Raw genomic sequence first — 22439 nt, forward strand, 5'->3', positions numbered from 1 at the left:
CTCCCCCACCACCGCTCCCCCACCACCGCGAGCTCCCGCGCCGCGCCGGGCGCCGTACCGGGCGGGCACGGCGCGCGGCGGCGGGCGGTCACGTCCGGAGGCCGGCCCCCGGGGCCGGGGTGTCGTCGAGGAAGCCCCCGGACTGGTGCTGCCACAGCTTGGCGTAGGCCCCCTCGGCGGTGAGCAGCTCCTGGTGGGTGCCCTGCTCGACGATCCGGCCGCGGTCGAGGACCACGAGCCGGTCCATGGTGGCGACGGTGCTGAGGCGGTGGGCCACGACGAGCGCCGTCCGCCCTTCCATGAGCCGCCAGAGCGCGTCCTGGACGAGGATCTCGCTCTCGGAGTCGAGGGCGCTGGTCGCCTCGTCCAGCAGCAGGATCGGGGCGTCGCGCAGGATCGCCCGGGCGAGGGCGACGCGCTGGCGCTGTCCGCCGGACAGCTTGACGCCGCGTTCGCCCACCATGGTGTCGAAGCCGTCGGGCAGGGCGTCGGCGAACTCCGTCACGTGTGCCGCCTCGGCGGCCCTGCGGACCTCGGCGTCGGTGGCGTCCGGGCGGGCGAAGGCGATGTTCTCGCGCAGCGTGCGGTGGAACATCGCCGGTTCCTGCGGTACGTAGGCCATCATGCCGCGGAGGTCGGCCTGGGACAGCCGGCTGATGTCCTGTCCGCCGACCGTGATGCGCCCGCCGTGGATGTCGGTCATCCGCAGCAGCAGCCGGGTGAGGGTGGTCTTGCCGCCGCCGGAGCGGCCGACGAGGCCGATCTTCGTCCCGCCGGGCACGGCGAGGTCGAGGTCTTCGAAGAGCGGCTCCGCCCCGGCGTGGGCGAAGGTGACGCCTTCGAAGCGCACGTCGGCGCCCTGGGGCCGCAGCGGCTCCGGGCACTCAGGGTCGAGGACGGTGGGCGGGGTCAGCAGCAGTGCGGTGAACTGCGCGGCCTCCGTCATCGAGCTCTCCAGGCGGCGGTAGATCTGGTTGAACTCGAACATGATCCGCGTGGCGTTGCCGTAGTAGGTGAAGGCGACGACGACGGTCTCGACGCCGTGACCGCGCGCGGCGAGCCCGACGGCGACCAGCAGGCCGAGCGCGTTGGTCAGTACGGACATCGGCGCGACGAGCGTGTCGATGCGCAGGTTGCCGTAGTCCCACGAACGCAGCATGAGCCGCCGTGACTCGGCGACCCGCGAGCGGTGTTCGGCGGCCTCGCGTTCCTCGGCGGCGAACGCGCGGACCGTGTCCATGTTCATCAGGCTGTCGGCGACGTGGCCCGAGACCCGGGCAATGGCCTCCTCGCGCTGGTCGACGAGCGCCTGCCGGCGGCGGATCAGGGGCGTCACGCACAGCGCGGTCAGCGCGATCATCGCCAACAGCCCGATGACGAGCAGCGGTTCGTACTGCCACAGCACCACCGAGCCGAACAGCAGCGGCACGAACTTGCCGACGATCTGGAAGGTCAGCGTGTCGACGAACTCCTCGAAGCGGGAGGCGAAGCTCAGGACCCGCTTGGTGAGCGAGCCGGCGAAGTTGTCGTGGAAGAACGCCGCGTCCTTGGCGAACAGTTCGTCCATGCCGAGTACGTAGAGCTGCTCGACGCCGAGCGCGTCGAGTCGGTTGAGGCAGTGCAGCCCGACGCGCCACAGCGCCTCGGCCAGCAGCAGGACGCCGGCGAACCCGATGACGTAGGGCAGGACCGGGCCGATGCCGGAGGCGACGACCTCGCGGTCGTCGGAGATCCGGCCGACGAGCTTGGCGACGACGAGCGGCGCGACGTAGTTGATGCCGATGTTGCCCAGCGCCGGGAGCAGCATGGCGGGCAGGGCCAGCCACCGGAGCCGGACGAGTTCCCGTCCGTAGTGGCGGAGTGCGAGGAGGACCGGGCCCCTGCCCGGCGGACTTGGGTGTGCTTCAGGAGATCCCATACCAACCCTGTGCGGTGTGAGCGGCGTCAGGACAGGAGTCGCAGTGTTCCGCAGGGCCGCTCACGCCGTCCAAGCGTTTTCTCCGTCTTTCCACCGATCGGATGGCGTCCGCACACGAGGCCCCGGCACACCCCCGCCACGAAGACCCCGCCACCCACCCCCCTCACCCTCCAAGCAGCAAAACCAAAGCCACACGACCCATCACCCCGCAGATGCTGGCCAAGGTGGCGCATTTGCCTCTCGAATGATTGACTGCACCCACACAGGCCTCACCGCCTGTTCCGGCCCTCGGCGGACGAGCGGCTCTCGCCGCCCGGGCACTGCCGGCAGGAGGCCCCTGCGCGCCGATCGCGGTGTTCGGCGCGCAGGGGCCCTGCGTCGTCGTGCGGCGGCCGGCGAATGCGCACATCATGACCCCAGGCAGCGAACCGAACCGGTGACCCGGGAGGTGGCCCGTGGACTTGAACACATCCCAAAGGGCATGGGCGGCGATCATCTTCACCGCCTTCGTCATCGTCTGCGACCTCACGGCCATCATCCTGATGAACACGATCGGAAAGTGACGAGCCGGTCCCAGCCCCCCCGGCCGAGAAACTTCCCCGGGCCGCGAATCCTTTCCGGACCTCCGCGCCTCTTATCCGCGTACCGACCCAACACGCCGTAAGAGACCCCGGAGGAACCCCATGCTGGTCACCACCCTCGTAGTCGTCGGAGCCCTGCTCGTCGGCGCGTGCACCTGGCACCTGACGCGGCGCTTCAAGAACCGCACCTGAGCAGCGAACGCGCCCGAACCACCCCGGAGTTGACCCGCAGATGAACCAACGCTTCGCCTGGCCGGACGACCGGCTGATCAAGGCCGCCCAGGACGGTGACGTCGGCTCGCTCACGACCGTCGTCATGGAATCGCAGCCCCACGTCCGCAAGTTCGCCCTCTCGCTGTGCTCCTCACCCCAGGACGCGGAGGACGCGGCGCAGGAGGCGCTGATCATCCTCTACCGGAAGATCGGCACCCTGCGGGCCACCGGAGCGCTCGCCTCGTGGATGTTCCGGATCGTCCGCAACGAGTGCCTGCGGCAGGTACGCCTGCTCGTGTCGCGGAGCGACGACACGGAGGCCGCGCCCGACCCCTCCGCGGAACCGTCCGCCGAGGACGCGGTGCTGCGCAGGCTGGAGGTGGAGCGGATCGCGGCGGCGGTCGGCGCCCTCCCCCGGGACCAGCGCCAGGTCCTGATCATGCGGGACGTCCAGGGCCTGCCCGGCCACACCGTCGCCCGCTCGCTCGGCCTCAGCGCCCCAGCGATGAAGTCGCGGCTGCACCGGGCCCGCGCGGCCCTGCGCCTCGCGCTGGAGGCGACCGACCGCACCCCCGCCCCGGGAGGAGACCCGCACCCGTGAACACCGCCGACCCCGCCCGCCCGAAGACCCCCGGGCCGGACTTCGCCAGCAGCTCGGTCCCGCGCCACCTGGCGCGGGGCGCCCTCGGCTTCGGGCTGATCATCGGCTCGGTAGCCCTGGTCCCCGCGGCCGGCCCGGCCGCCCTGCTGGCGGCCCCGCTGTCCCTGATCGCCTTCCGCGGCTGCCCGACGTGCTGGATGGTCGGCCTGGCCCAGACCATCTCCCGCGGCCGCCTGCGACGCCAGTGCGCGAACGGCACGTGCACCCTGACCCGGGCCCACCGGACGGCGGACCACCGGGAATGACCGAAGGGCCGTTTCAGATCCCTCTGAAACGGCCCTTCGACCTACGACTCTTCCGAGTCGGGACGACAGGATGCGAAACGGCGCCCGACGCCGCCCTCCAGGGAATGCGATCATGGCCGCGGCCCACCCCGGGTCGCGGGTTCCCGACGAGCACTAGCGGTGATCATGGAAGAGTCCGGGCTTGAACGCCTCAGTTGCCTTGCCGTGTGCGCCGGTGCGGGTGGCCTGGCTCTCGGTCTGGAGCAGGCCGGCTTCGATCCCGTGCTGCTCCTGGACAACCGCGCGGTGGCCTGCGAAACGCTGCGACTCAACCGCCCTGCGTGGAATGTCCTCGAAGCCGATCTGCTGGACTTCGACCCCGTGGACCATCAGGCGACCTATGACGTGGACCTTCTGGCTGCCGGCCTGCCGAGGGTGAAGGCGAGCGCGGCGGTGGCGCGCGAGAACAGCGCGGAGGAGATCCGCATACTCGAAGCGACGATCATGCTCATGCACGGCGTGCAGCCTCGGGCCCTGCTGATCGAGAACGTCCCCGATCTGGTCTCCAACCCCGGGTACGAGCCGATCCGCGCCTACATAGCCACCGAGCTCGCGCACCTTGGCTATCGGCACCGTTGGTTCGTCCTCAACGCGATGGACCACGGCGTGCCCCAGGACCGCAAACAGGGCATTCTGGTTGCCTTCAAGGGCGACTCCGCGGACGCGTTCGTCCCCCCGGTCCACGACGCTCGACCACCGATCACGGTGGGCGAAGCGCTGGGTGCCTCCATGGCAGCGCGCGGCTGGCCCCACGCGGCAGACTGGGCCGCCCAGGCGGACCAGGTGGCCCCCACTCTGGTCGGAGGCTCCTGGAACCGGGGCGGCCCCGATCTGGGGCCGACCGGGTCGAAGCGTTCCTGGGCGCGCATGCGCGTGAACGGCGGGACCGTCGCCGACGAATCCCCGGGACCCGAGTTCCCGTGGGACCTGTCACTCGGGGTCAAGGGCATGGTGGCCCTGACCGTCGAGCAGGCGGCACGGTTGCAGGGATTCCCCGAGGACTGGTCCTTCGCCGGTCGGAAGACGGCACGGTACCGCCAGATAGGCCATGCGTCGCCGCCTCCTGTGGGGCGGGCCCTCGGACTCGCCGTTCGGGCCGCTCTGGGGCACCGCGCATCGTCGCCGAACGAAGGGTGACCGCTCCGGCGGGTGGGAGGAAACCTCCTCCCACCCGCCGGCGTCACCGCGCAGTGCTCACTGCGTGAGCAGGTGGGAGAAGAAGCCGACGGTGGGGTCCTCCGGAGTGCCCACCAGGAGAGCCCGGTCGAGCAGCCCGTTGTTGTGCTCGCAGCTGGTCTCCGGGAGCATCACGCACGCGTGGCAGGCGGCCAGGTTGGTGCCGCCCGCACCGGAGGTCTCGGTCTCGAGGCAGAGCGGGTCGGCGGAGCACCACTCGGCGCGGTGGACCGCCGCGCGCACGGCCCGGGCAAGGCGTTCGGGTTCGCCCTGGGCGACCAGGCCGCCGAGACTGCCGGCCGAGTCGCTGGTTGCCGTGTAGATGAGGACGCCCGCCATCTCGTCGCCCGCGTAGATCCGCTCGCGGAGCGATGCCGCGGGGTAGCCGGAGTCCAGGCTCCACTCGTTGATCACCACGTGGGCGAGCGTGTGCAGCAGGGCCATGCGCGGGGTGGCGGGCGAAACCGGTACCAGCGCGGGGTCGGAAGCCCGTTCGGTCAGGACCTGCTGATGCCGTTGTCGCATGCGTTCCACCCGGGCGGCTACTGCGGGCAGCTCGGCCCACGCGTCGACCACGTCCTCCTCGAGCCGCAGGAAGACGCCTTCACCGTGCACCTCCATGGCGGGCAACCAGTCCGTGGCGCCGAGGGAGAGCTCCGCCTCGTGCCCCTCGGCGGAGGTCTCCGGATCGATGACCCGCGTGAAGGCCTTCAGCGCGCGGACCTCACGGAGCTTCTTCACCAGCATGGGCGTGGTGAGTCCCAGACCGGTCAAGGGCTCGTCGTCACCGGACGGAGGCTCACAGACGAACTGCTCGGTGTGGGATCCGGAGTCCTCCGGGTTGCCCGCGCACAGTCGCTCGTACTCCAGGTCGCGCAGGGCCCGGTAACTCTGCTCCTGGTCGGCTTCGGGAGCGCCCTCGCCGGTGGGGTCCTCGGCCTCCATCGCCGCCAGGAGCTCCAAGACCTCCTCAGCGCTCACGGGAGAGGGGGCACCCTTGAAGACGATCTTCAGCGCGATCTCGATCTCGGCCGTCGTCGAGCACGCGCGCAGGGTGTCCCAATGCTCCTCCAGTACGTGCACCCTGCTGTCGCTCCACGGCGGAATGGACAGCGCCGAGCGGAGCACCGGCTGCCACACCGAGGAGGAACCGCGCTGGAGGGTCCGGGGCGGCTGGGAGCAGAAGAGGTCGGGAGCGTCCTTCAACCAGGGGCGCTTGCCCTCGCAGCGGATGTTGAGGTCCCGCAGGGCTCCGTGTCGAAAGGAGCCCTCCATGGACACCTCCGGCACCCCGCACGAGCACGAGAGCACCACCGAACGGAGGGAAGAGGTCCGGCCCGTGGAGCGCAGGCTCATCCGACCGCCGCAGTAGCCTGCCTCGCCGTCACCGCGCCTGCCACGGTGCAGCCACTTCCAGTACGGGAAGTCCGCGATGTGCCCGTCCTCGCAGGCGGCCACGAAGCGGGAGGGCACCAGTGCCTCCGCGCACTCGGCGCATTCGTTCCGGCCGGGGGGCGAGTTGAAGCTCCGTACGTGGTCAAGCGCGTGGCATCCGGGGCAGTGGTGCCACAGGGGAAAGCGTCGTACCCGGACCCCGTCGCGGCTGGAGTCGTCGGAGGCGGGCGGGAGCCTGAAGCGGCTCACGCCCAGCACACGGGCGAGGCGAGGCTCGTGGATCGGCGGGGCCTCGTCCCGGGGCCAGTACTGGTCGGCACCGTCGATGCCGCAGACGATGAACGACTCCTGTTCCACGGCGATCAGGGCCCCCACGCCGTACGTGGTGATGGCCTGTGCGCGACGGACCGCGCCACGACGGGGCAGGCTCCGGGTCGGTGCGGGGGATCCGTCGGAGCCGCGCCGGCGGCGGGCGGGGGGCGGGGTCATCGGGATGCCTCCATGAACAGGGCGGACTCGGCGTCGACGTCGCGAAGGGACCACAGGGTCTCCCACGCCTCGACGTCCTCCAGAGCGTCGTTGTAGGGCTTGAGCAACGAAGGGGCACGGCGTCCCCGCTTCGGCGCGTAGTGCAGGCCGCCGTGCGCGGCGGCCTCCTCGTACCACCAGTCGACGAACTCGTCGAAGGCGTCGGCGACGTGGTCCGCCTCGTCGGGAGCCACGGCCGCCACGCGTTCGAGGATCACGGGGCGGATCCGGTTCCGGAGCTCCTCACGGAACACGTCGATGTCTCCGGCGGCTTCGTCGGCGCGGGCTGCGGGGATCAGGATGCGGGCCAGGGCGACGATCACCGCGTGCAGGCCGCGGCCGCGGGCACGGGCCGAGAACGGTGTCACCGAGGTGGACTCGACCTCTCGGTAGAGCGCGGAATGGAAGTGCTGGAAGTTCTCGTAGTGGGAGCGGTCGCGGGAGCGGCCCGCGTTGAACATCACCGCGACCAGCCCGGGGTGGGCACGGCCGACGCGGCTGGTGGCCTGGATGTATTCGGCGGTGGTCTGCGGCTGGCCCATGACGGCCATCAGGCCGAGGCGGTCGACGTCCACGCCGACGGCGATCATGTTCGTGGCCAGGAGGACGTCCACCACGTCGTCCTGGGGCAGCCGTCGCTCGATCTGCTTCAGGCGGGCCGGAACGTCGCTGGCGTCCACCCGACTGGTCAGCTCGGCGTAATTGCCGATGGAGCGGGGCTCGCAGCCGTCCCGGTCGGCCAAGTGCTCCAAGTGGGCCACGACGTCGTCGTGGACCTGGAGTTCGGCGGCGGACAGCAGGCGCAGACTGTTGAAGTAGCCGACCAGCGTCCAGTAGGCGTCACGCACCTTCGGAGGGGTGTCGGCCCTCATGGCCCGGTGGAGCAGGGTGGCGTAGGTGCGGATCAACAGGGTGGACTGGCTGGTCCCCGGGGCGAGCAGCCCGACGTAGCGGCGGGACGCCTTCCCACCTGCGGGGGTTTCCACGGCGAACCAGGAGTCCCGGGAGTCCAGGCCGGCGGGCGGGAACTGGCGCACCTCACGCGAGAACAGGGCCCTGCCCTGGTCGGCGGCACGGCGGATGGTCGCGGTCGAGGCGATCACCTTGGGGCGGTCTGCGAGCACGTCGACAGCCGTCTCGTACAGACCGGTCAGCGTTCCCAGCGGTCCGGAGATCAGGTGCAGCTCGTCCTGCACGATCAGCTCCGGGGGCGGCGTGGAGTCCTGACGGTCCCTGTTGAAGAGGGCCGCGGTCTCGGCGCGCCACGGCATCGCGGCGAACTTGTCGACGGTGGCGATCACCAAGGTGGGACGGGCCCTGTACACGGTCTCGTCGACCAGGTGGACGGGCAGTCCGCCGGAGAACGCGCAGCCCGCGCCGGGGCAGCGCACGTCCATCCGGACTGCTTCCTTGTCGACGGAGTAGTGATGGGCGTCGAGGGCGGTCCCGCACCAGGGGCAGGCGTGGAGTTGGACCGGGTTCTCCCGCTGGAGCGCCTTCCCGGCGCGGGCGGCACCGAGCTGGTCGGAGGCGACGGCGAGGGTGTTGGGTGTTGCGGACTGCCCCACCCACATGCCGAGGGAGATCTCCTCGTGCCCCAGCTCGGCAGGATTGTCGCGGCGCATCCGTTCCATGGCGCAGATCAGGATCGCAGCGCGCTCGAACTGCTGGAGCGTGAGCAGGCGCAGCGTGTACCGCATGAGCACGGTGACGCCGCCGCCCGCCGCGCCGAGGCGCATCCGACGCAGGAAGGTGGTCAGCGCGATCAGGCCCAGGTACGCCTCGGTCTTGCCACCACCGGTGGGGAACCACAGCAAGTCCGACACGCCCCGGTCCGGGTGCTCCGGGTCGTCCACGCCGGCCAGGCACAGCAGCACGAACGCGATCTGGAAGGGGCGCCAGCGCGCGGACGCGAGGTCGGGTTCGCCTTCCCGGCCGTCCTTGACCCAGGCGCTGCGGGCACGCTGGGTCGCCATCGCGACGTTGGCCAGCCGGAATGCCCGCATCACATCGGGCTTGGTGTCCAGCAGGGCGATGCCCACGCGGATCCGGTCCAAGGCCTCCTGGCAGGAGTTGACCTGATCGAACGCGGCCTGCTCGTACGAGGTGCCGGCGAGAGCGGTCGCTTCGTCCCTCTTGCGCGTGATCCACCGCTCATACCCTGCGGCCAGACCTTCCAGGGCGGTGATCACGTCGGTGTCGGACGCCTCGGCGAGGCCCGTCATCGTCAGGGCGGCGTCGTCGATCTCGGGGTTGGAGTCGGTGAGCAACACCTCGTGCGTGGGCACGAACTCGGTGCGCACCTCCGCCACGCCCGCACGTTCCACATCGGTGAGGCCGACCGGGGACGGGGTCCAGTCCCACACCGCGGCACAGCCGTGACCTGCTGCGAAGGTGGGGGCGTGGCGGTGCAGCAGCCGGCTGGTCTCCAGTTCGGGGTCGACGGCGGCCAATGCTGCGGGGCGCTCGACGAACGCGCTCGATCCGTTGGCGGCGCGGATCGTCAGTCCGGTCTGGAAGAGGGCGAAGGCGTCCTGGAGCTCACGCTCCCCCACCCTTTGGACGTTGACCAGGGTGACCGTGACGGTGACCGTTCCGGTCCGGTCCGACGGACGACGCACCTGCACGTCCAGCCGGACCCTGTCCTCGACGAGATCGCGCGAGGCACCACGCCCCGGGTAGGTCACGTCCACGGTGGTGTCCGGCAGGTCGAGTTCCACCCGACGCCAACGCTCCCGCTGCTCGGACGTGGTGCGGGCCTCGCTCCGGCGGGCCGCGACCTTGCGTCCCTCGGTGTCCTCCGGCTCGTACACGGCGGCACGCGCCGAAACCACGATCTCCCGGCACGCGGCGAGATCGACGGCGAAGGTCAGGCCGACCGTGGACGGGCGCCGGTCACCGGCGTGCGGGCGTTCGGCGACCGGACCGGACTCGTCGAGGCCGTTCGCCCCGGTCACGGGTTCCTCGTCCAGGCCGTCCTCCTCGGCCTCGTCCTCCCGCAGGCGATGGACTGCGGCGGCGTCCGCCGGGCGGGGGAAGAGCACGCCGACTGGATAGCGGGTGATCGGCGCGTCCTGGTCCAGCACCTCGGCACGGTCTGCCGCCGAGGCGTCGACGTCGGGGCCCAGCAGCTCTCGGCGGAGCCGGGCCACGAGGTCCTCCCGAACCTCGTAGTGCGCGGCGTGTCGCCCTGCGTGGATCGTCATACCTACTCCTCCTCGGCCCCGGCAGACCGCCGGAACCGTCCGATTCCGCTGATGCGCGGTGCGATCCACACGCCGTGGTCGCCGAGGCCGGCGTTGGCTCCGGCGGCGGCGCTACCCGCGACCGACTCCAGACAGTCGATGCGCAGACCGGAGATCGCGTCGGGCCATCTGACCTCCCAGGCCGTACCGACCTTCAGGACGGCGTACAACGCGCTCCTGAAGGTTTCGGATGCCTCTCCGATCTCCCGCTCCGCGTGCAACAGTGCGTAGCGGGGGCTCTGCTCCGGGCCCATGGGCAGGGAGTCGCACAGCCGGAACACCACCTCGTCACCCGGCTTCACCCGTTCCAACAGGTAGGACTGCGCCGCTGGGGCTCCGTGCGTCGCGTCCGCCGGTGCTTGGGCGCACACGTCCCCGGCACGCACCTCGACGCCGTCGCGCCGCCACCTCTGCTGCGGGTTCGGGACCCCCCGGTACCAGCGGCCGGTCGGCTTGTGCTTGAGCACGGTCGCCGTATCCGGTGCGGGGACCCGGTACACGTCCTCGCGGGCCCGGGTCATCGCCACGTACAGGGCGCGGGCTTCGCCGGGGACGTCGAGTCCGTCGCTGCGGCGGCGCAGTTCGGCCAGGGTGGGCGGGGTGAGCAGCACCACCCGGTCGAACTCCAGGCCCTTGGACCGGTGAACGGTCGACACGACCAGTCGGGCCGGCTCGGGGTCGGCCAGCTCGTCCGGGAACCGTTGATCCACGACCAGCCTGCGAAGCCGGCTGACGTCGAGCGTGCCACGACCCGTTCCGCGTGCCGCCCCGCGCAGGGTCCTCCACAAGCGGTCCGGGTCGGTTCCCTCGGGCAGCGGAATCTCGTCGAGGAGCTCGCGCAGCCGCTGCTCGGTGAGGGTGGCGGCCTCAGTGCGACGCAGCACTTCGGCGACCCAGTACGGCACCGGCCGGTCCCGGAGGGAGCGGCGCAGGACGTGCGGAACGCCCTGGGTGTGCAGCAGTTCGGAGACGAGCAGGGCCTGTCGGTTGTCCCGGGTCAGGATCGCGCAGGTTCCGGGGAAGCACCGCAGCGAGTCAAGGGTGAACGAATCGGCGAGTGAGACGAGGTCGGGTTGGTCGAGCAGCAGCTCGCGCAGCTCGGCGTGGAGCCGCGCGGCAGCCGCGTCCGCGCCTTCGGGCGCGCTGCCGATGGCCTGCACCGCGGGACCCATCGGCAGGGCCGCGCGCGCCTCCGGGGTGACGGCCCGGAAGTTCCGGGTCAGCTTCAACTCGACCAGGTCGTCCGCGTAGGAGCGGCGTACCCATCGCAGGAAGAGATCAGCCCGGTCGGCGTACTCCTCAGGGTCGTCGATCTGGAAGTCGTAGATCGCCTGGGCGGAGTCTCCGACCAGGGTGAAGCCGCAGGAGTCCTGGAGGCGGTCGAGGAGGGACTCCACCATGTCCCGACGGGCGCCGACAAGGTCCTGGACCTCGTCGACGATGACGTGCGCGGGCAGCCCGGACTCCAGGGATTCCAGCGCGCCCTTCTCGATCGCTTTGGTCGCCTCTCGGATGCGCGCGTCGAAGGAATGCGCCGACCAGTCGCTCTCCGGGTACGCCTGCACCAGCAGGGAGTACGCCCAGGAGTCGAAGGTCTGTACCCGCACCCGACGGGCGTGCTCGCCATGTCGGGCGATGCGGTCGCGCAGCTCGCGGACGGCGGCCCGGGAGAAACTGAGGACCAGCAGTTCCGAGGCTTCCAGCGCTTCGTCCGGGTCGGCACGGCCCACCAGGGCGTCCATGCGGCGCACGAGTGTGTGGGTCTTGCCCGTGCCGGCGCCCGCGGTGACCAGGAGGCGGGTGTCCCAGGGCAGGTCCACGACTTCTCGCTGCTGGGCGGTGAGGACAGGGCCGTCCTCGGGGGCGGAGGTCACTTCTTGCTCCACAGGTGCTCGAACTTGGTGAAGGCGAGGACGGTGTCGAAGTTCCGGATGTTGTCGCGGACGTTCAGGATCAGGCATGTCTCCTTGCCGCCGTTGCGGGGACCACGCAGCCCACGTCCGATCATCTGCTGGTAGACGTTCGGGCTGTAGACGGGGCGGGCGACCACCACGGCGCGGGTGGCGGGGGCGTCGAAGCCCTGGGTGAGGACGCCGTAGTTGGTGAGTACGCGCACCCTGCCTTCACGGAACTCCCGGACACGGGCGCGGCGGTCGCTGTCGGAGGTGGTGGAGTCCACCGAGGACGCGGAGATCCCGTGATCCTTCAGCCGTGCCGCCAGGTACTTGGCGTGCTCGACGGAGGTCGCGAACACCAGCACCGGCCAGTCCGCGGGCATCGCCGCGATCTCCGAGACGATACGGCGGCTGCGGTCGTGGTCGTCGGCCAGCCGCTGTTCGGCGGCCTTGGACAGAAGGCTGAACTGCTCGGCGCTCTCTCGCTCCTGGCGGGACAACTCGATGGTTCCGCCTGTCAGCTCCCTGTGCTCGACCCGCGCCAGCACGCCGAGCTCCTGGAGGTGTCCGTAGGCGTCGTCGGAGGGGAACACGCCCTCGTCCAACCGGCGCGCACCGAAGCGGTTGACCAGGCGGCCGGTCTCCTCCTCGTTGTGGCCGCGGAAGGGTGTGGCGGTCAGACCGAGCAGATGCCGTTCGGTGCGGTGCTGAGTCAGGCCCAGCAGGTTCAGGATTTCGGTGTATCGCGGGCTGGTGGCCACGTGCGCCTCGTCCACCACCACGAGTGCCGCTTCCCTCAGCCAGACGTACCGGTCGCTGTCCAGGCACACCTGGAGTTTGGCATCGGTGGCCACGACGAGCTGGGGCCCGTCGGCGACCTGGGCGGCCTCGTTCGAGGTCCACAGTCGGTTGATCGTCAAACGGGTCTGTGCCCCGGCCTTGCTCCAGACGAACTGCCAGCTCTGCACGGCCTGCTCGCAGAGTTCCTCGGTCTGGGCGATCCACAGGATCGGACCCTTGAGGTCACCGGCCTGCTTCACCCAACGGATGACGGCCTCGGCGGTGACTCGCGTCTTGCCGGCGCCGGTGGGCAGCGACAGCATGGCACGCTGCGGCGCGAGCCGGTCCAACATCTCGAAGATGTTGAGGGCGAGTCGCTCCTGGTAGTCGTGCAGGCGGGGGAAGTCCCGGGGACCTTCCACCGTCAGGCTCTGTTCGAGGGTCGGGGCCCGGTATCCGGCGAAGGGAGCGGGCAGGCCGAGTTCGGCGACGAAGGAAACCGCTGCGGAGCCGCCCGTGTAGGCCGACGGTGCGTTCGGGAACCGCTCCTGGATGTCGCGGGCGTGTGTCTTCAGCACGGTGTCGCCGTGCGCGTTGAACGCCATCTGCGCGATGCGGAGGCCGGTGGGGGCCTCCCCACCGAGTTCCTGGCGCTCGGCCTCCATCAGTCCGGCGGGCAGGCGGTCGCGCAGGGCCTCCGCGCCGATCAGCAACTCCAGCTTGGCGGTGACGTCCTCGGCCTCGCGGATCGCCTTCAGCGCGGACCGCACCTTCTCGTCCTGCTCCTGACGGTCCTGGGCGCCGAGCACTGCGAGGCAACCGGTCTCGCCCATCCTCAGGCCCAGCTCACGGTCCACGGCCCGGAGCGTGCCGAGCCGGTCCAACGAGTCCAGGACCTTGATGACGTTGCCCTGCCGGGCGCTCTCCAAGGACTTCGCCCGCGCACCGTGCGGGGTTCGAACGACCTCTTCCAGCGTGGAGCAGCGCAACAGGGAGTAGGTGCCCACGGAAGCCCCCATCTTCTGGCGCAGCGTGGGGAACTCCTCTGACAGCGGAACCGCCTCCACCGTCGACTCGTGGCGGGTTTCACGGCTGACGACGTCATCGTGGCGCAGCATGCCCCACTGCTCGATCATGAGGTCGGCGGATTCCTGGTCCGGCATGAGCAGGGCGGGCACCCGTTCGGCCCTCAGCGAGCGGTACTGCTCCGCGTTCGCGGCGACGGCGATCTCACCGTCCTCCCTGGTGTCCCAGAGGTCACCGATCCGACACCGGGTCAGGGAACCCTCGGGAAAGTCGATCTCCAGCCGGGTCAGCAGGGCGTAGGTGGAGCCGACGAACGCATCGTCCTCGCTCTCCTGGAGCTTCTCCAGGAGCTGCTCCCACTGTTCGGAACGGACCTTCTCGACGCTGTCGGCGAGCTTCAGTTTGCGTGCCTTCTCGGCGCTGAGCGAAGCCACCGGGAGGACGTCGCGGTAGGCCGAGAGCTGTGGGCCGACTGCCTCCCTGAGCGGCTTGACGCCCTGCGAGGTCTCGACCCGGCCGTATCGGGCCAGCATCCAGCGGATCGGTGAGGGAGCCTGCTGTCGCGTGGCCACCTGCGCGCCGATCTGGAGCGTCCAGTTCTCGATCAGGCCTTCCTCGGGAAGAACCCGCAGGAACCCTGCGCGCGCCGCCTCGGAGAGACGGGGAAGGAGGTGCAACGGTCCGCCGACCGCCGCACCCTCGATCTTGATCCGGGCCAGCGTCGGACGGCTCGCCCGGTTGTCGAGCCGGCGGCAGTACCCGGCGTGCACGGCCTCCCGGTACTCCTCGAACCAGGCCTCGTTCTCCGGTCGGTGGTTGGCGGTCGGGCGTTCCCGGAGGCCGACCTCGCGGAAGAAGCCCGTGTCGTCGGAGTGGAAGGACATGTCCACGGCGATTCCTGGGTCACTCTGCGCGGTGACAACGGTGCCGGGCAGCATGCAGTCGCGCATCCTGTGGAAACCACCGTCCGCGGTCCGGACCATCAGCGTGCTCCTCACGTCGGGCACCCGGTTGATCACCTCGTGGCCGACCACGGAGGCGCCCGCCCTGTGGAACAGGTCCCAGAACCGGTTCCACTCCTGCGGTCCGTACGAGGTGAAGCCCTGGTCGAGGACGCTCACGAAGCGGCCCCGGACATCCGCCTCCTGAATGCCCAGGACGGTGAGGGCCGATGAGAGCGACGGGTCGTCGGAGAGGGCACTGTCCACGTAGACCAGCGACTCCCGCAGGCCGTCCTCCTCGACACGTCGGTACACGACGCCGCCCACCGGGGCCACCATGCCGTGCTCTTCCGTGAGCACGATCTTGGCCGTGCGCGCCTCCGCGGCACACGCCGCCCTGCACTCGATCATGTCCGCGACGATCCGGATGGCGATCTCGGAGGCCTTCGCCGTACCGTCGGAGACCAGCGCTTCCAGCCACTGGACGACGGAGGCCCGCTGCCTGTCGGCCGCGTCCAGGATGTGCTTGGTCTTGCCGGATCGCAGTTCGTTCGCTTCGACCGAAGGGTGCACCCAGTCACGGGGCCGTCCGTCGTACGCGTGCCAGGTCCGCAGCCAGCGGTTCTGTGCGGTGTGGTCCTTGCCCAGGTCGGGGTGGACGTTCAGGTCCCTGGGCACGCGCAGTACCCCGTCCTGGTCCGGCAGGGACGGGCGGACGGCCGCAGCGGCCCAGATCTGTTCGGTGAGGAGCCGGTCGGCCCAGCTGATGACCTCCGCCCCCTTGCTACGACCCGGCAGCAACGGGAGGTAGGCACCGGGGTCCTCGGCCGGGGCCAACTCCGGCAGGGAATCGACCACGAGCCGGGCCGCGACCTGGATCATCTCGACGTTGAAGGGCGAGGAGTCCAGCAGATTCTGCCGGTCCTCATTGGTCTTCCAGGCCCCGTTCAGAATGCCGCTGAGGGTCATCTCGTACTTGGTCGGGAAGAAGGACCAGAACCTGCCGCGTCCTCGGGCGTCGGCGGCACTCAGCAGGCCGGTTCCTTCCCCCTGCCGGTAGGCGGGGACGGCCCAGGACACGTCGATCGAGAGTCGGTCGTGCAGTTCGCCGGCGTCGCGGCGGGCGGCCTCCGTCGGCTCGTGCGTGTGGGTGAAGACCTGCCACCGCGACTCGACGGGCGGCCGGCCGGTGCGCTCCTCGTGGATCGTGCGACGGTTCCCCTCCCGCTCGCTCCGCAGGGTCCGGCGTGCGACGGGGCGCGGGCGACGGTCCTCGAGGACCACCTGACCCACGTGCGGGGAGAAGAGGTGGAAGCCGGAGGGGAACTCCTCCCGGGTCTCGTGGCTCTGCCGCCCCTGGTGACCGTGCATGTCCTTGCCCAGCCGCTCGGCCGCACCGGGCAGCAACGGCAGACGGACCACGGTGGTGGCCCATTCCAGCAGTTCGTCGAGGACCTGGTCCCGCAGCCGCTCGGCCGCGGTGTCCAGCTCACGGGCCATGCGCAGCACGGGCGCCTCGAAGTCGTCACCGTGTCGCTCGCGGACACCGGGCACGTTCCGGATCAGCCCGTGCGACCAGGTCCGGTCGAAGCCGAAGCTGCCGGTTCGGCTGAAGAACTCCGGGGCGTCGGTCACCACGAGGACCGACTTGACGCCGACGCCGAAGCGGCCGATCTGCCCGCCGCGCTTGCGCGACATGCTCATGCGAAGGATGGTCTCGGCTCCCTCGGCCGTCACCGGATTCCCCTGGTTGGCGCAGTACAGGTGACCGTCCGTGAGCACGACGTGGATCCGACCGCCGGGCTCGTCGCGGATCTCGTCGGCCGCGTTCTGGACCAGTTCGAAGAGCTGCCGGTCGCCGTAGCCGCCCTGGGTGATGCGGCGCTCGCCATTGGCGTGCTCGGGAATCAGCCCCGGATCGACCCGGTAGGTCTCCAGGACGCGGAGGGACTGTTCGACGACGGTGCGGATCACTGCGGACTGCGGGTTGGCCACGGGGAGTTCCACTTCAGGACGGGAATGGAGACAACGGGGTGGACGAAGTCGACGGGCTGGTGCGGAAGTGAAGGCACGGGATGCAAGACCCTCGGATCGTGGATGGATCCGGTCCTCCCGACCCTGCCGCACGTCATCTGTGGCAGGCGGAAAAGGGCACAACTGTGCCCGGGAAAACGGCGGTTGTTCCGAAAGGGTGCTGGAGCAGCCAAGATCAAACCCAACCACGGGCCCCCATCGCCACGCAAGGGGCTTTCGCACATCGACCTCGTGACCAACTGCCCCGACATTCAGACCGATTCGGCGCACCTGCGGCCGAACCAAAGGTTCCGATATTCGATGCTCGAACGACAGCACCGCCGACGAACCGGCCACGTCAAAGAACTTTTGACGAGTATCCACGCTGTCAACAGCCGTCCTGTACGGTGGATCTCACCTCGTCGAAAGCAGGAGAAGCGGAAGCAGGTGGGTGGGACGTGGAAGCCGCTGAGGACTTCGGGCCTTGGTTGGCGCGCCAGCTCAGGCACGCCAGGATGAGCCAAACGGAACTCGCGGACGTGCTCGGGATGACCCGGGCGGCCGTGTCCGCCTGGATCGTGGGCCGTTCGGTCCCTCGGGACGAGACCATCCGACGCATCGCGGAGGTGCTCCGGACCGACCTCGAAACCATCCATACCCGTAGCACCGACACACAGGTGGGCCTGCCGGTCTCCTGGTACCACCGGCCGGCCCACGCCGACGGCGGTCGTGAGTACGGCAACGCGGCCGCCTTCGCCTTCGAGGCGGACGTCTCGGTCCTCGCCCGGGAAGCGACCCAGAACAGCCTGGACGCGCGGCTCGACCGGGCCGAGCCCGTTCGGGTGCGCTACACCCTGCACGAACTCACCGGCGAGGCGTTGGCCCGTTTCCGCGAGGCCATCGACTGGGCTCGCCTGCTGCCGCACTACGAGGCGCTCACCGCCGACGGTGACAAGCAGGGCAAGGTGGCCCGGACGATCGCGGCAGGCCTGCGCGACATGTACCGGCACGATCGCCTCGTCCTGCTCCGCGTCGACGACTACAACGCCACCGGCCTGACCGGCGGCGACTACGACAACGGGCTGTTCGCCGCCGTCGTCCGCCGCCAGCTCGACAGCCACAAGACGGACCGCGGTGCCGGCGGCTCCTACGGCTTGGGCAAGGCGACCCTCTGGGCCACCAGTCGCCTCGGCCTCGTGCTGATCAACTCCACGCTCTCCACACCGCACGAGGGTCGCACCGAGCGACGCCTGATCGGCCGGCTCGACCTCCCCTGGCGCTCGGTCGACGGCCAGGAGTACGCAGGCCCGGCCTGGTTCGGACGTCCCGACCCGGACGCCAGGTCCACCGACGTGGCCCGCTCCTGGTGGGCCGACGAGGAGACGGTCGAGGCACTCCACCTCACGCGCGAAAGCGCCGCCCCGGGCACCTCCTTCCTCATCGTCGGCGCGCACGACGTCGCCAGCCTGGCACCCGTACTCGGCGGAGTCGACGACGAGGAGGAGAACACCCAGGACGACGACTCCGTCCACCGGATGCACGCTCGACTCGTGGAGGCCCTCGGCCGCAACTTCTGGGCCGCTATGACCGGCGGCGGCGACCACAAGCCCCATCTCGAGGCCTCCGTGCGCACCTACCGCAACGGCGAAGTCCTCATCGCCGAGGAGCGCGTGGACCCCGCACTCACCCAACCCTCCCGCACTCGGGCCCTGCGCGCCTTCCTCGAAGGCGACACCGTCGACCGGCTCACAGGACCCGGCCAGGTCGCCCGCGCTACCGTCCCGCTGAACGTGCCCCTGCACGGCGGTCAGGTGCGCGGTGGCGTACCCCACGAGGCCGTGCTCCTGGTCACCCACGCGGAGGACGCCGACGGTCGCCCCAATCGCCTGGTGTCCATGCGGGGCAACCGCATGACCGTCAAGGACAGCGCCGTCACCAACGTCCCGATCGGCACCAACCCCTTCCAGGCGATCCTCCTCACCGGCCGTGCGGCAGGTCAGGACGCGGCCGGCGCCGAGGCCGCCGAGGAGTTCCTCCGCGCATCGGAACCCCCCGAGCACAACAAGTGGGGGCAGACCGAGGAACTCCGCCTGATCTACTCGCCCTCCGCCCACCGCCGCATCGCCGCCCTGACCGCCGCCGCCAACCATTCGGTGCGCGACCTGGTGGCCGTGCCCCGCGCCAAGCGCCGCAGCGGCGGCGAAGCGAAGATCGCCGGCCGGCTCAAGATGGGCGGCGGCGCCCCGAAGAAGGCCCGCGCCACCGGGACCGTGGCCCTGCCGGAGCTGGACAACGTGGACGCGTCGATCGACGGATCCGGAGCCTGGTCGGTCACCGTCGACCTGCGCGTGGCGCCCGGCGTCGACACGGACCGCCCGGTCACACCGGTCGCCAAGTTCGACGTGCGCTCCGGCCCCCGCCCCGCCGCACCCTGGAAGGAGCTCGTCGCCATCAGCGGCTGCGAGGTCGTCGACGGGGCCCTGCGCCTCGTCCCCGGCAGTCGCAAAGCCGTCTTCCGGGGCATCACCGACGTCTCCCGCCATCCTGTCCGGGCCCAACTCACCGGACTCGTCGTAGAACTCCGCACCGGAAAGGCAGAGCAGGCGTGAAGGTCTACCCCTACCGGCGGCTCACCGGAAACGTGTCCTGGCGCGTCGAAAGCGCCCAGCTCAAGGCCGAGGGGGAGCCTTGGGAGGACGTGGAGAGCAAGTACGTCTCCACCATCGAGCGCGTCGTGGCCCTCGGACCCGACGAAGATCGCCCCGACTGGACCCAGGCACGGCTCCGCCTCTCCGTCGGCCTTCCGGCGAAGGCCGTCGACGCCTCCGGCACCTGGCAGGACGTCAAGGTCGTGGCCGTGCTGACCGAGCGCGCCACCAACACCCGCACGACCGCCGAATTCTCGCCGGTCTCCGGCGACGGGCGCGAACGGACCGCCGAACTGTACGTCCACCGGTGCGATCTCCTCGACCGCGCCACCCTCGCCGTCCATGTCGTCGCGACCGTGGACGGCGTCCCCGGGCGGGTGATCGCCACCTCCGACGTGGAATGGTTCGTCGACGTGCTGGAGGCCGCTCCCTCGCTCGCCCGCGAACTCGACGTGAAGATGGTCGGCTTCGCCTCCGGAGCGAGCCGGCTCCAGCGCTTCAAGGACTCCCCCTGGCTGGTCGACACGACCGGACGGCTTCCCCTCGTGCGCGTGAACACCGACTTCGACGGTCTGGGCGACCTGATCGGCGCGGACGGCGGCAGCGGGGCGGAGAAGACCGTCCGGGAGCTCCTCCTCGCCCAGATGTGCTCAGAGGTCTGGACGGCCGTGTTCCACTCCGCCGTCTCCGACCTGGAGATCGAGGAGGACGGGACCCCGCTGTTCCCACACGGCTGGCAGGGTGAAGTTCTGCGGGCGATGCTCCCCGACATGTACCCCGATCGCGAGCCGGAGAGTGCCCTGCGCGAGGTCCACACGGCTCGCACGGGAACCGCCTCGTCAGGCTGGGGGGAGCTCCAGCCCCGCATCCACTTCGCCGCCTCCCGGCGTGCCGGCGTCCCCCGGACGCTCTCCACCACCATCCGCGACCTGGAACGACTCACACAGGGGGACGAAGCATGACCGGCCGACCCAGCCACCTCCCGGAGCGCCTCGCGCTGCTCCACAACGCCGAGGCGGCGGAGTTCCTCACCGAAGGACTGCTGACCGGTCGCGAGGACGTCCCGAGCATCAAGCTCAACCAGGTCACCGAGCCCCTGCCGCACGCGGCCCGGCGCGGGGAGCTGCTGCCCGTCCGGGATCTGGCCGAGGACGCCATCGCCTACTGCCGGAACAAGGGGCTCAAGGCCACGCAGGCCGACGCCTGGCTGGCCCCGCGCCTGCACGCCGCCCTCCGGCTCACCCGCCGAGAGGCGGCCGACCCGGGCATTTGGAACTACCTCGCCCTCGGCGTCGCCCCGGACTACGTGGTGTGGCGACACCTGACGGAAACCAAGGACGGCAAGGCCCCCCGGGTGGCGGCCGACCGCTTCCGGGGGCCCTACCACAAGCAGGCCTTCGCCCGCCTCTGGTGGGCGGCCGAGCTCTTCCGCGACGGCGCGGACTACGGCCCCGTCGCCACCGCCTGTGCCAGCCAGGACATGCTCAACACGACACTGCGCCTGTCCGTGATCAACCACCGGCCCACCGCCCAGGCGATCGTCCGTCTGGTCGCGAAGGGCACGATCAGCACCGGTCGCGAGGTGAACGCTCTGGCCGGAGCCGTCAACGCCTCCGCGGCCACGCTCATGTACGACGCGATCGCCCCCGATGTCGAACGCGAGTCCCGTACGTTGCTCGACTGGATAGAGGAAGCCGAAACGGCCCGGCAGGTCTCACGGAACGCGCTCCCGGACGGTCCGGACGAGGAACCGGTGCCGGAGATCTCCGTGAGCGCGCTCGTGGACTACTTCTCCGAGCTCTTCGCAGACGCTCCGGTCCGGGGGCGGGAGGAGTCCGAGGACGGGGTGGAGGGAGTGGCCTGATTCTCGGCCTCCGGGCAGTTGGGTCCACACCCGTCCGGATCGCCACAGCCCTCCTTGCGCAGGGTCGCCCGCTCCTCGTCATCGGCAGCGGGCCAGCTCTCCCTCAGCCTCTCCTCGCGCGGCAGCGGGAGGTCCAACGCGGCCGCCAGCACGTGCATCCCGAACAGCGGGGGCACCGCGTTGCCCACCTGCTGCGACCGGTCGCCCCCCGACCAGGGGTAGTCGGGAGGGAAGGTCTGGAGCATGCCCGCCTCGGGGATGGTCAGGTTGGCCGGCTCCTGGTGGCTGCCGTCCGGGTTGCGGACGATGTTGCGGGACACCTTCCCGGTGACGGTGGCCGACGGCTGTCGGTCGGTACGGATGCCGCGCTTCTTGGGGTCACCACCACTGCCGTAGTTCGACCTGATCTCGAAGGGCGTGCGCCGTCCCGTCGCTCCCAGCACCTCCCCCATCGAGACCCAGGGCAGGAGAGGCCCCTCCCCCTTCGACATCGGCAAAGTGGGCTGGGCCGCCTGCGGGTCATCGGGGCCACCCTGCTTCGGCTTGTGCGGCCTGTAGGGGTGGTGGGTGGCGCCCGGCAGTGCGGGGGCGCTGTACTCATCGAGCCGCGCGATCAGGATCGCGCGACGACGGGTCTGGGGAACGCCGTAGGCTTCGGTGGGCAGGGTGGCGATCTTGGCGACCTTGTACGTCGCCCGTTTCCCGCCCGGGCGGGGCAGGCCGCCCTCGAGGGCCTTCTTGTAGACCTTCCACAGCGCCTCCACCGCAGGCACCTGCTCCAAAACGATCACGTCGAACGGGCGCCCCTCCCGGTTGTCACTGCGAAGGGCCGTGATCGCGTACCGGAGGGGTTCCAGGACCAGGGCGGTGCGGGGGTCGCCGTGCAGCCGCGCGAGCTCTGCGTCGATATCCGCATCCTTGGCCCCCTCACCCTCCACCAAGGCATGAATGAGGTTCTCGACGTCGGTCAGGGCCTTGCGTCCCGCGCCCTTGCCGGCCACCGAGTACGTCTGGCAGGGCGGACCGCCGGCCAGCACGTTCAGCCCCTTGGGCAGTTCCTCGAACCGGTGACGACGCACCGCGCTGACGTCCGCGTGCCAGGTCTGGAGGCCAGCCTTGTAGCGCGTTTCACAGGCGTCCTTGTCCCACTCGACCCCGAGCGAGGGCACATCGAGCATGTGCGCGGCTACATCGAGACCGCCCGGACCGGCAAACAGGTCCAAGATGTACGGATTCTCAAGGAATCCAGAGGGTGCGTCCGAGCTGGTCAT

The 22439-nt window shown here is 70.4% G+C and carries 12 protein-coding genes; 6 read left to right on the plus strand and 6 right to left on the minus strand.

Going from position 1 to position 22439, the window contains the following annotated elements; genetic code table 11:
* Window positions 1-88: 88 nt before the first annotated feature.
* A complete protein-coding gene (locus tag AC069X_RS33195) occupies window positions 89-1918 on the minus strand; it encodes an ABC transporter ATP-binding protein (protein WP_478734544.1) in 1830 nt (609 codons plus the stop codon).
* An 813-nt stretch (window positions 1919-2731) separates the two neighbouring features.
* Between AC069X_RS33195 and AC069X_RS33200 the strand changes: the two genes are divergently transcribed.
* The 3 genes from AC069X_RS33200 (at window position 2732) to AC069X_RS33210 (ending at window position 4794) form a co-directional block, all read left to right on the plus strand.
* The gene (locus AC069X_RS33200) at window positions 2732-3313 is read left to right on the plus strand and encodes an RNA polymerase sigma factor (RefSeq protein ID WP_478734546.1); all 582 of its coding nucleotides are present in this window, start codon (window positions 2732-2734) and stop codon (window positions 3311-3313) included.
* Window positions 3310-3618 carry a hypothetical protein gene (locus tag AC069X_RS33205; protein WP_478734548.1) on the plus strand — a complete coding sequence of 103 codons (309 nt, stop codon included), beginning with the start codon at window positions 3310-3312 and terminating at the stop codon, window positions 3616-3618. Before AC069X_RS33200 ends, AC069X_RS33205 begins: the two co-directional genes overlap by 4 nt.
* 165 nt (window positions 3619-3783) lie before the next feature.
* A complete protein-coding gene (locus AC069X_RS33210) occupies window positions 3784-4794 on the plus strand; it encodes a DNA cytosine methyltransferase (RefSeq protein ID WP_478734639.1) in 1011 nt (336 codons plus the stop codon).
* A 57-nt stretch (window positions 4795-4851) separates the two neighbouring features.
* On the opposite strand, the gene drmB is transcribed toward AC069X_RS33210, so the two are convergent.
* From drmB to AC069X_RS33230, 4 genes are read right to left on the minus strand one after another with little or no spacing between them, the layout of a single operon-like run.
* On the minus strand, window positions 4852-6717 hold the full coding sequence (gene drmB / locus AC069X_RS33215) for a DrmB family protein (RefSeq protein WP_478734550.1): 1866 nt from the start codon (window positions 6715-6717) through the stop codon (window positions 4852-4854).
* On the minus strand, window positions 6714-9962 hold the full coding sequence (locus AC069X_RS33220; protein ID WP_478734552.1) for a helicase-related protein: 3249 nt from the start codon (window positions 9960-9962) through the stop codon (window positions 6714-6716). The genes drmB and AC069X_RS33220 overlap by 4 nt, the downstream gene beginning before the upstream one ends.
* 2 nt (window positions 9963-9964) lie before the next feature.
* On the minus strand, window positions 9965-11875 hold the full coding sequence (locus AC069X_RS33225) for a UvrD-helicase domain-containing protein (RefSeq protein WP_478734554.1): 1911 nt from the start codon (window positions 11873-11875) through the stop codon (window positions 9965-9967).
* Window positions 11872-16638, minus strand: a complete 4767-nt coding sequence (locus AC069X_RS33230) for a sacsin N-terminal ATP-binding-like domain-containing protein (protein WP_478734641.1) — start codon at window positions 16636-16638, stop codon at window positions 11872-11874. Before AC069X_RS33230 ends, AC069X_RS33225 begins: the two co-directional genes overlap by 4 nt.
* Window positions 16639-17114: 476 nt before the next feature.
* Between AC069X_RS33230 and AC069X_RS33235 the strand changes: the two genes are divergently transcribed.
* The 3 genes from AC069X_RS33235 to AC069X_RS33245 are packed head-to-tail and all read left to right on the plus strand — an operon-like array spanning window position 17115 to window position 21168.
* Entirely contained in the window at window positions 17115-19265 is a 2151-nt protein-coding gene (locus AC069X_RS33235) for a helix-turn-helix domain-containing protein (RefSeq protein ID WP_478734556.1), read from the plus strand.
* On the plus strand, window positions 19262-20266 hold the full coding sequence (locus tag AC069X_RS33240; RefSeq protein ID WP_478734558.1) for a hypothetical protein: 1005 nt from the start codon (window positions 19262-19264) through the stop codon (window positions 20264-20266). Before AC069X_RS33235 ends, AC069X_RS33240 begins: the two co-directional genes overlap by 4 nt.
* Complete coding sequence (locus AC069X_RS33245; protein WP_478734560.1) at window positions 20263-21168, plus strand: DUF6339 family protein; 906 nt, start codon at window positions 20263-20265, stop codon at window positions 21166-21168. Before AC069X_RS33240 ends, AC069X_RS33245 begins: the two co-directional genes overlap by 4 nt.
* Here AC069X_RS33245 and AC069X_RS33250 read toward each other — a convergent pair.
* Window positions 21090-22439: a DNA cytosine methyltransferase gene (locus AC069X_RS33250; protein WP_478734562.1), complete on the minus strand. Its 1350-nt coding sequence runs from the start codon at window positions 22437-22439 to the stop codon at window positions 21090-21092. The genes AC069X_RS33245 and AC069X_RS33250 overlap by 79 nt on opposite strands.

The sequence above is a fragment of the Streptomyces sp. NPDC043896 genome, assembly GCF_056435605.1.

Coding starts and splice junctions, on each gene's coding strand:
- AC069X_RS33195 (WP_478734544.1), bottom strand. CDS start 1,918: ATGGGATCTCCTGAAGCACACCCAAGTCCGCCGGGCAGGGGCCCGGTC.
- AC069X_RS33200 (WP_478734546.1), top strand. CDS start 2,732: ATGAACCAACGCTTCGCCTGGCCGGACGACCGGCTGATCAAGGCCGCC.
- AC069X_RS33210 (WP_478734639.1), top strand. CDS start 3,784: ATGGAAGAGTCCGGGCTTGAACGCCTCAGTTGCCTTGCCGTGTGCGCC.
- drmB (WP_478734550.1), bottom strand. CDS start 6,717: ATGACCCCGCCCCCCGCCCGCCGCCGGCGCGGCTCCGACGGATCCCCC.
- AC069X_RS33220 (WP_478734552.1), bottom strand. CDS start 9,962: ATGACGATCCACGCAGGGCGACACGCCGCGCACTACGAGGTTCGGGAG.
- AC069X_RS33245 (WP_478734560.1), top strand. CDS start 20,263: ATGACCGGCCGACCCAGCCACCTCCCGGAGCGCCTCGCGCTGCTCCAC.
- AC069X_RS33250 (WP_478734562.1), bottom strand. CDS start 22,439: ATGACCAGCTCGGACGCACCCTCTGGATTCCTTGAGAATCCGTACATC.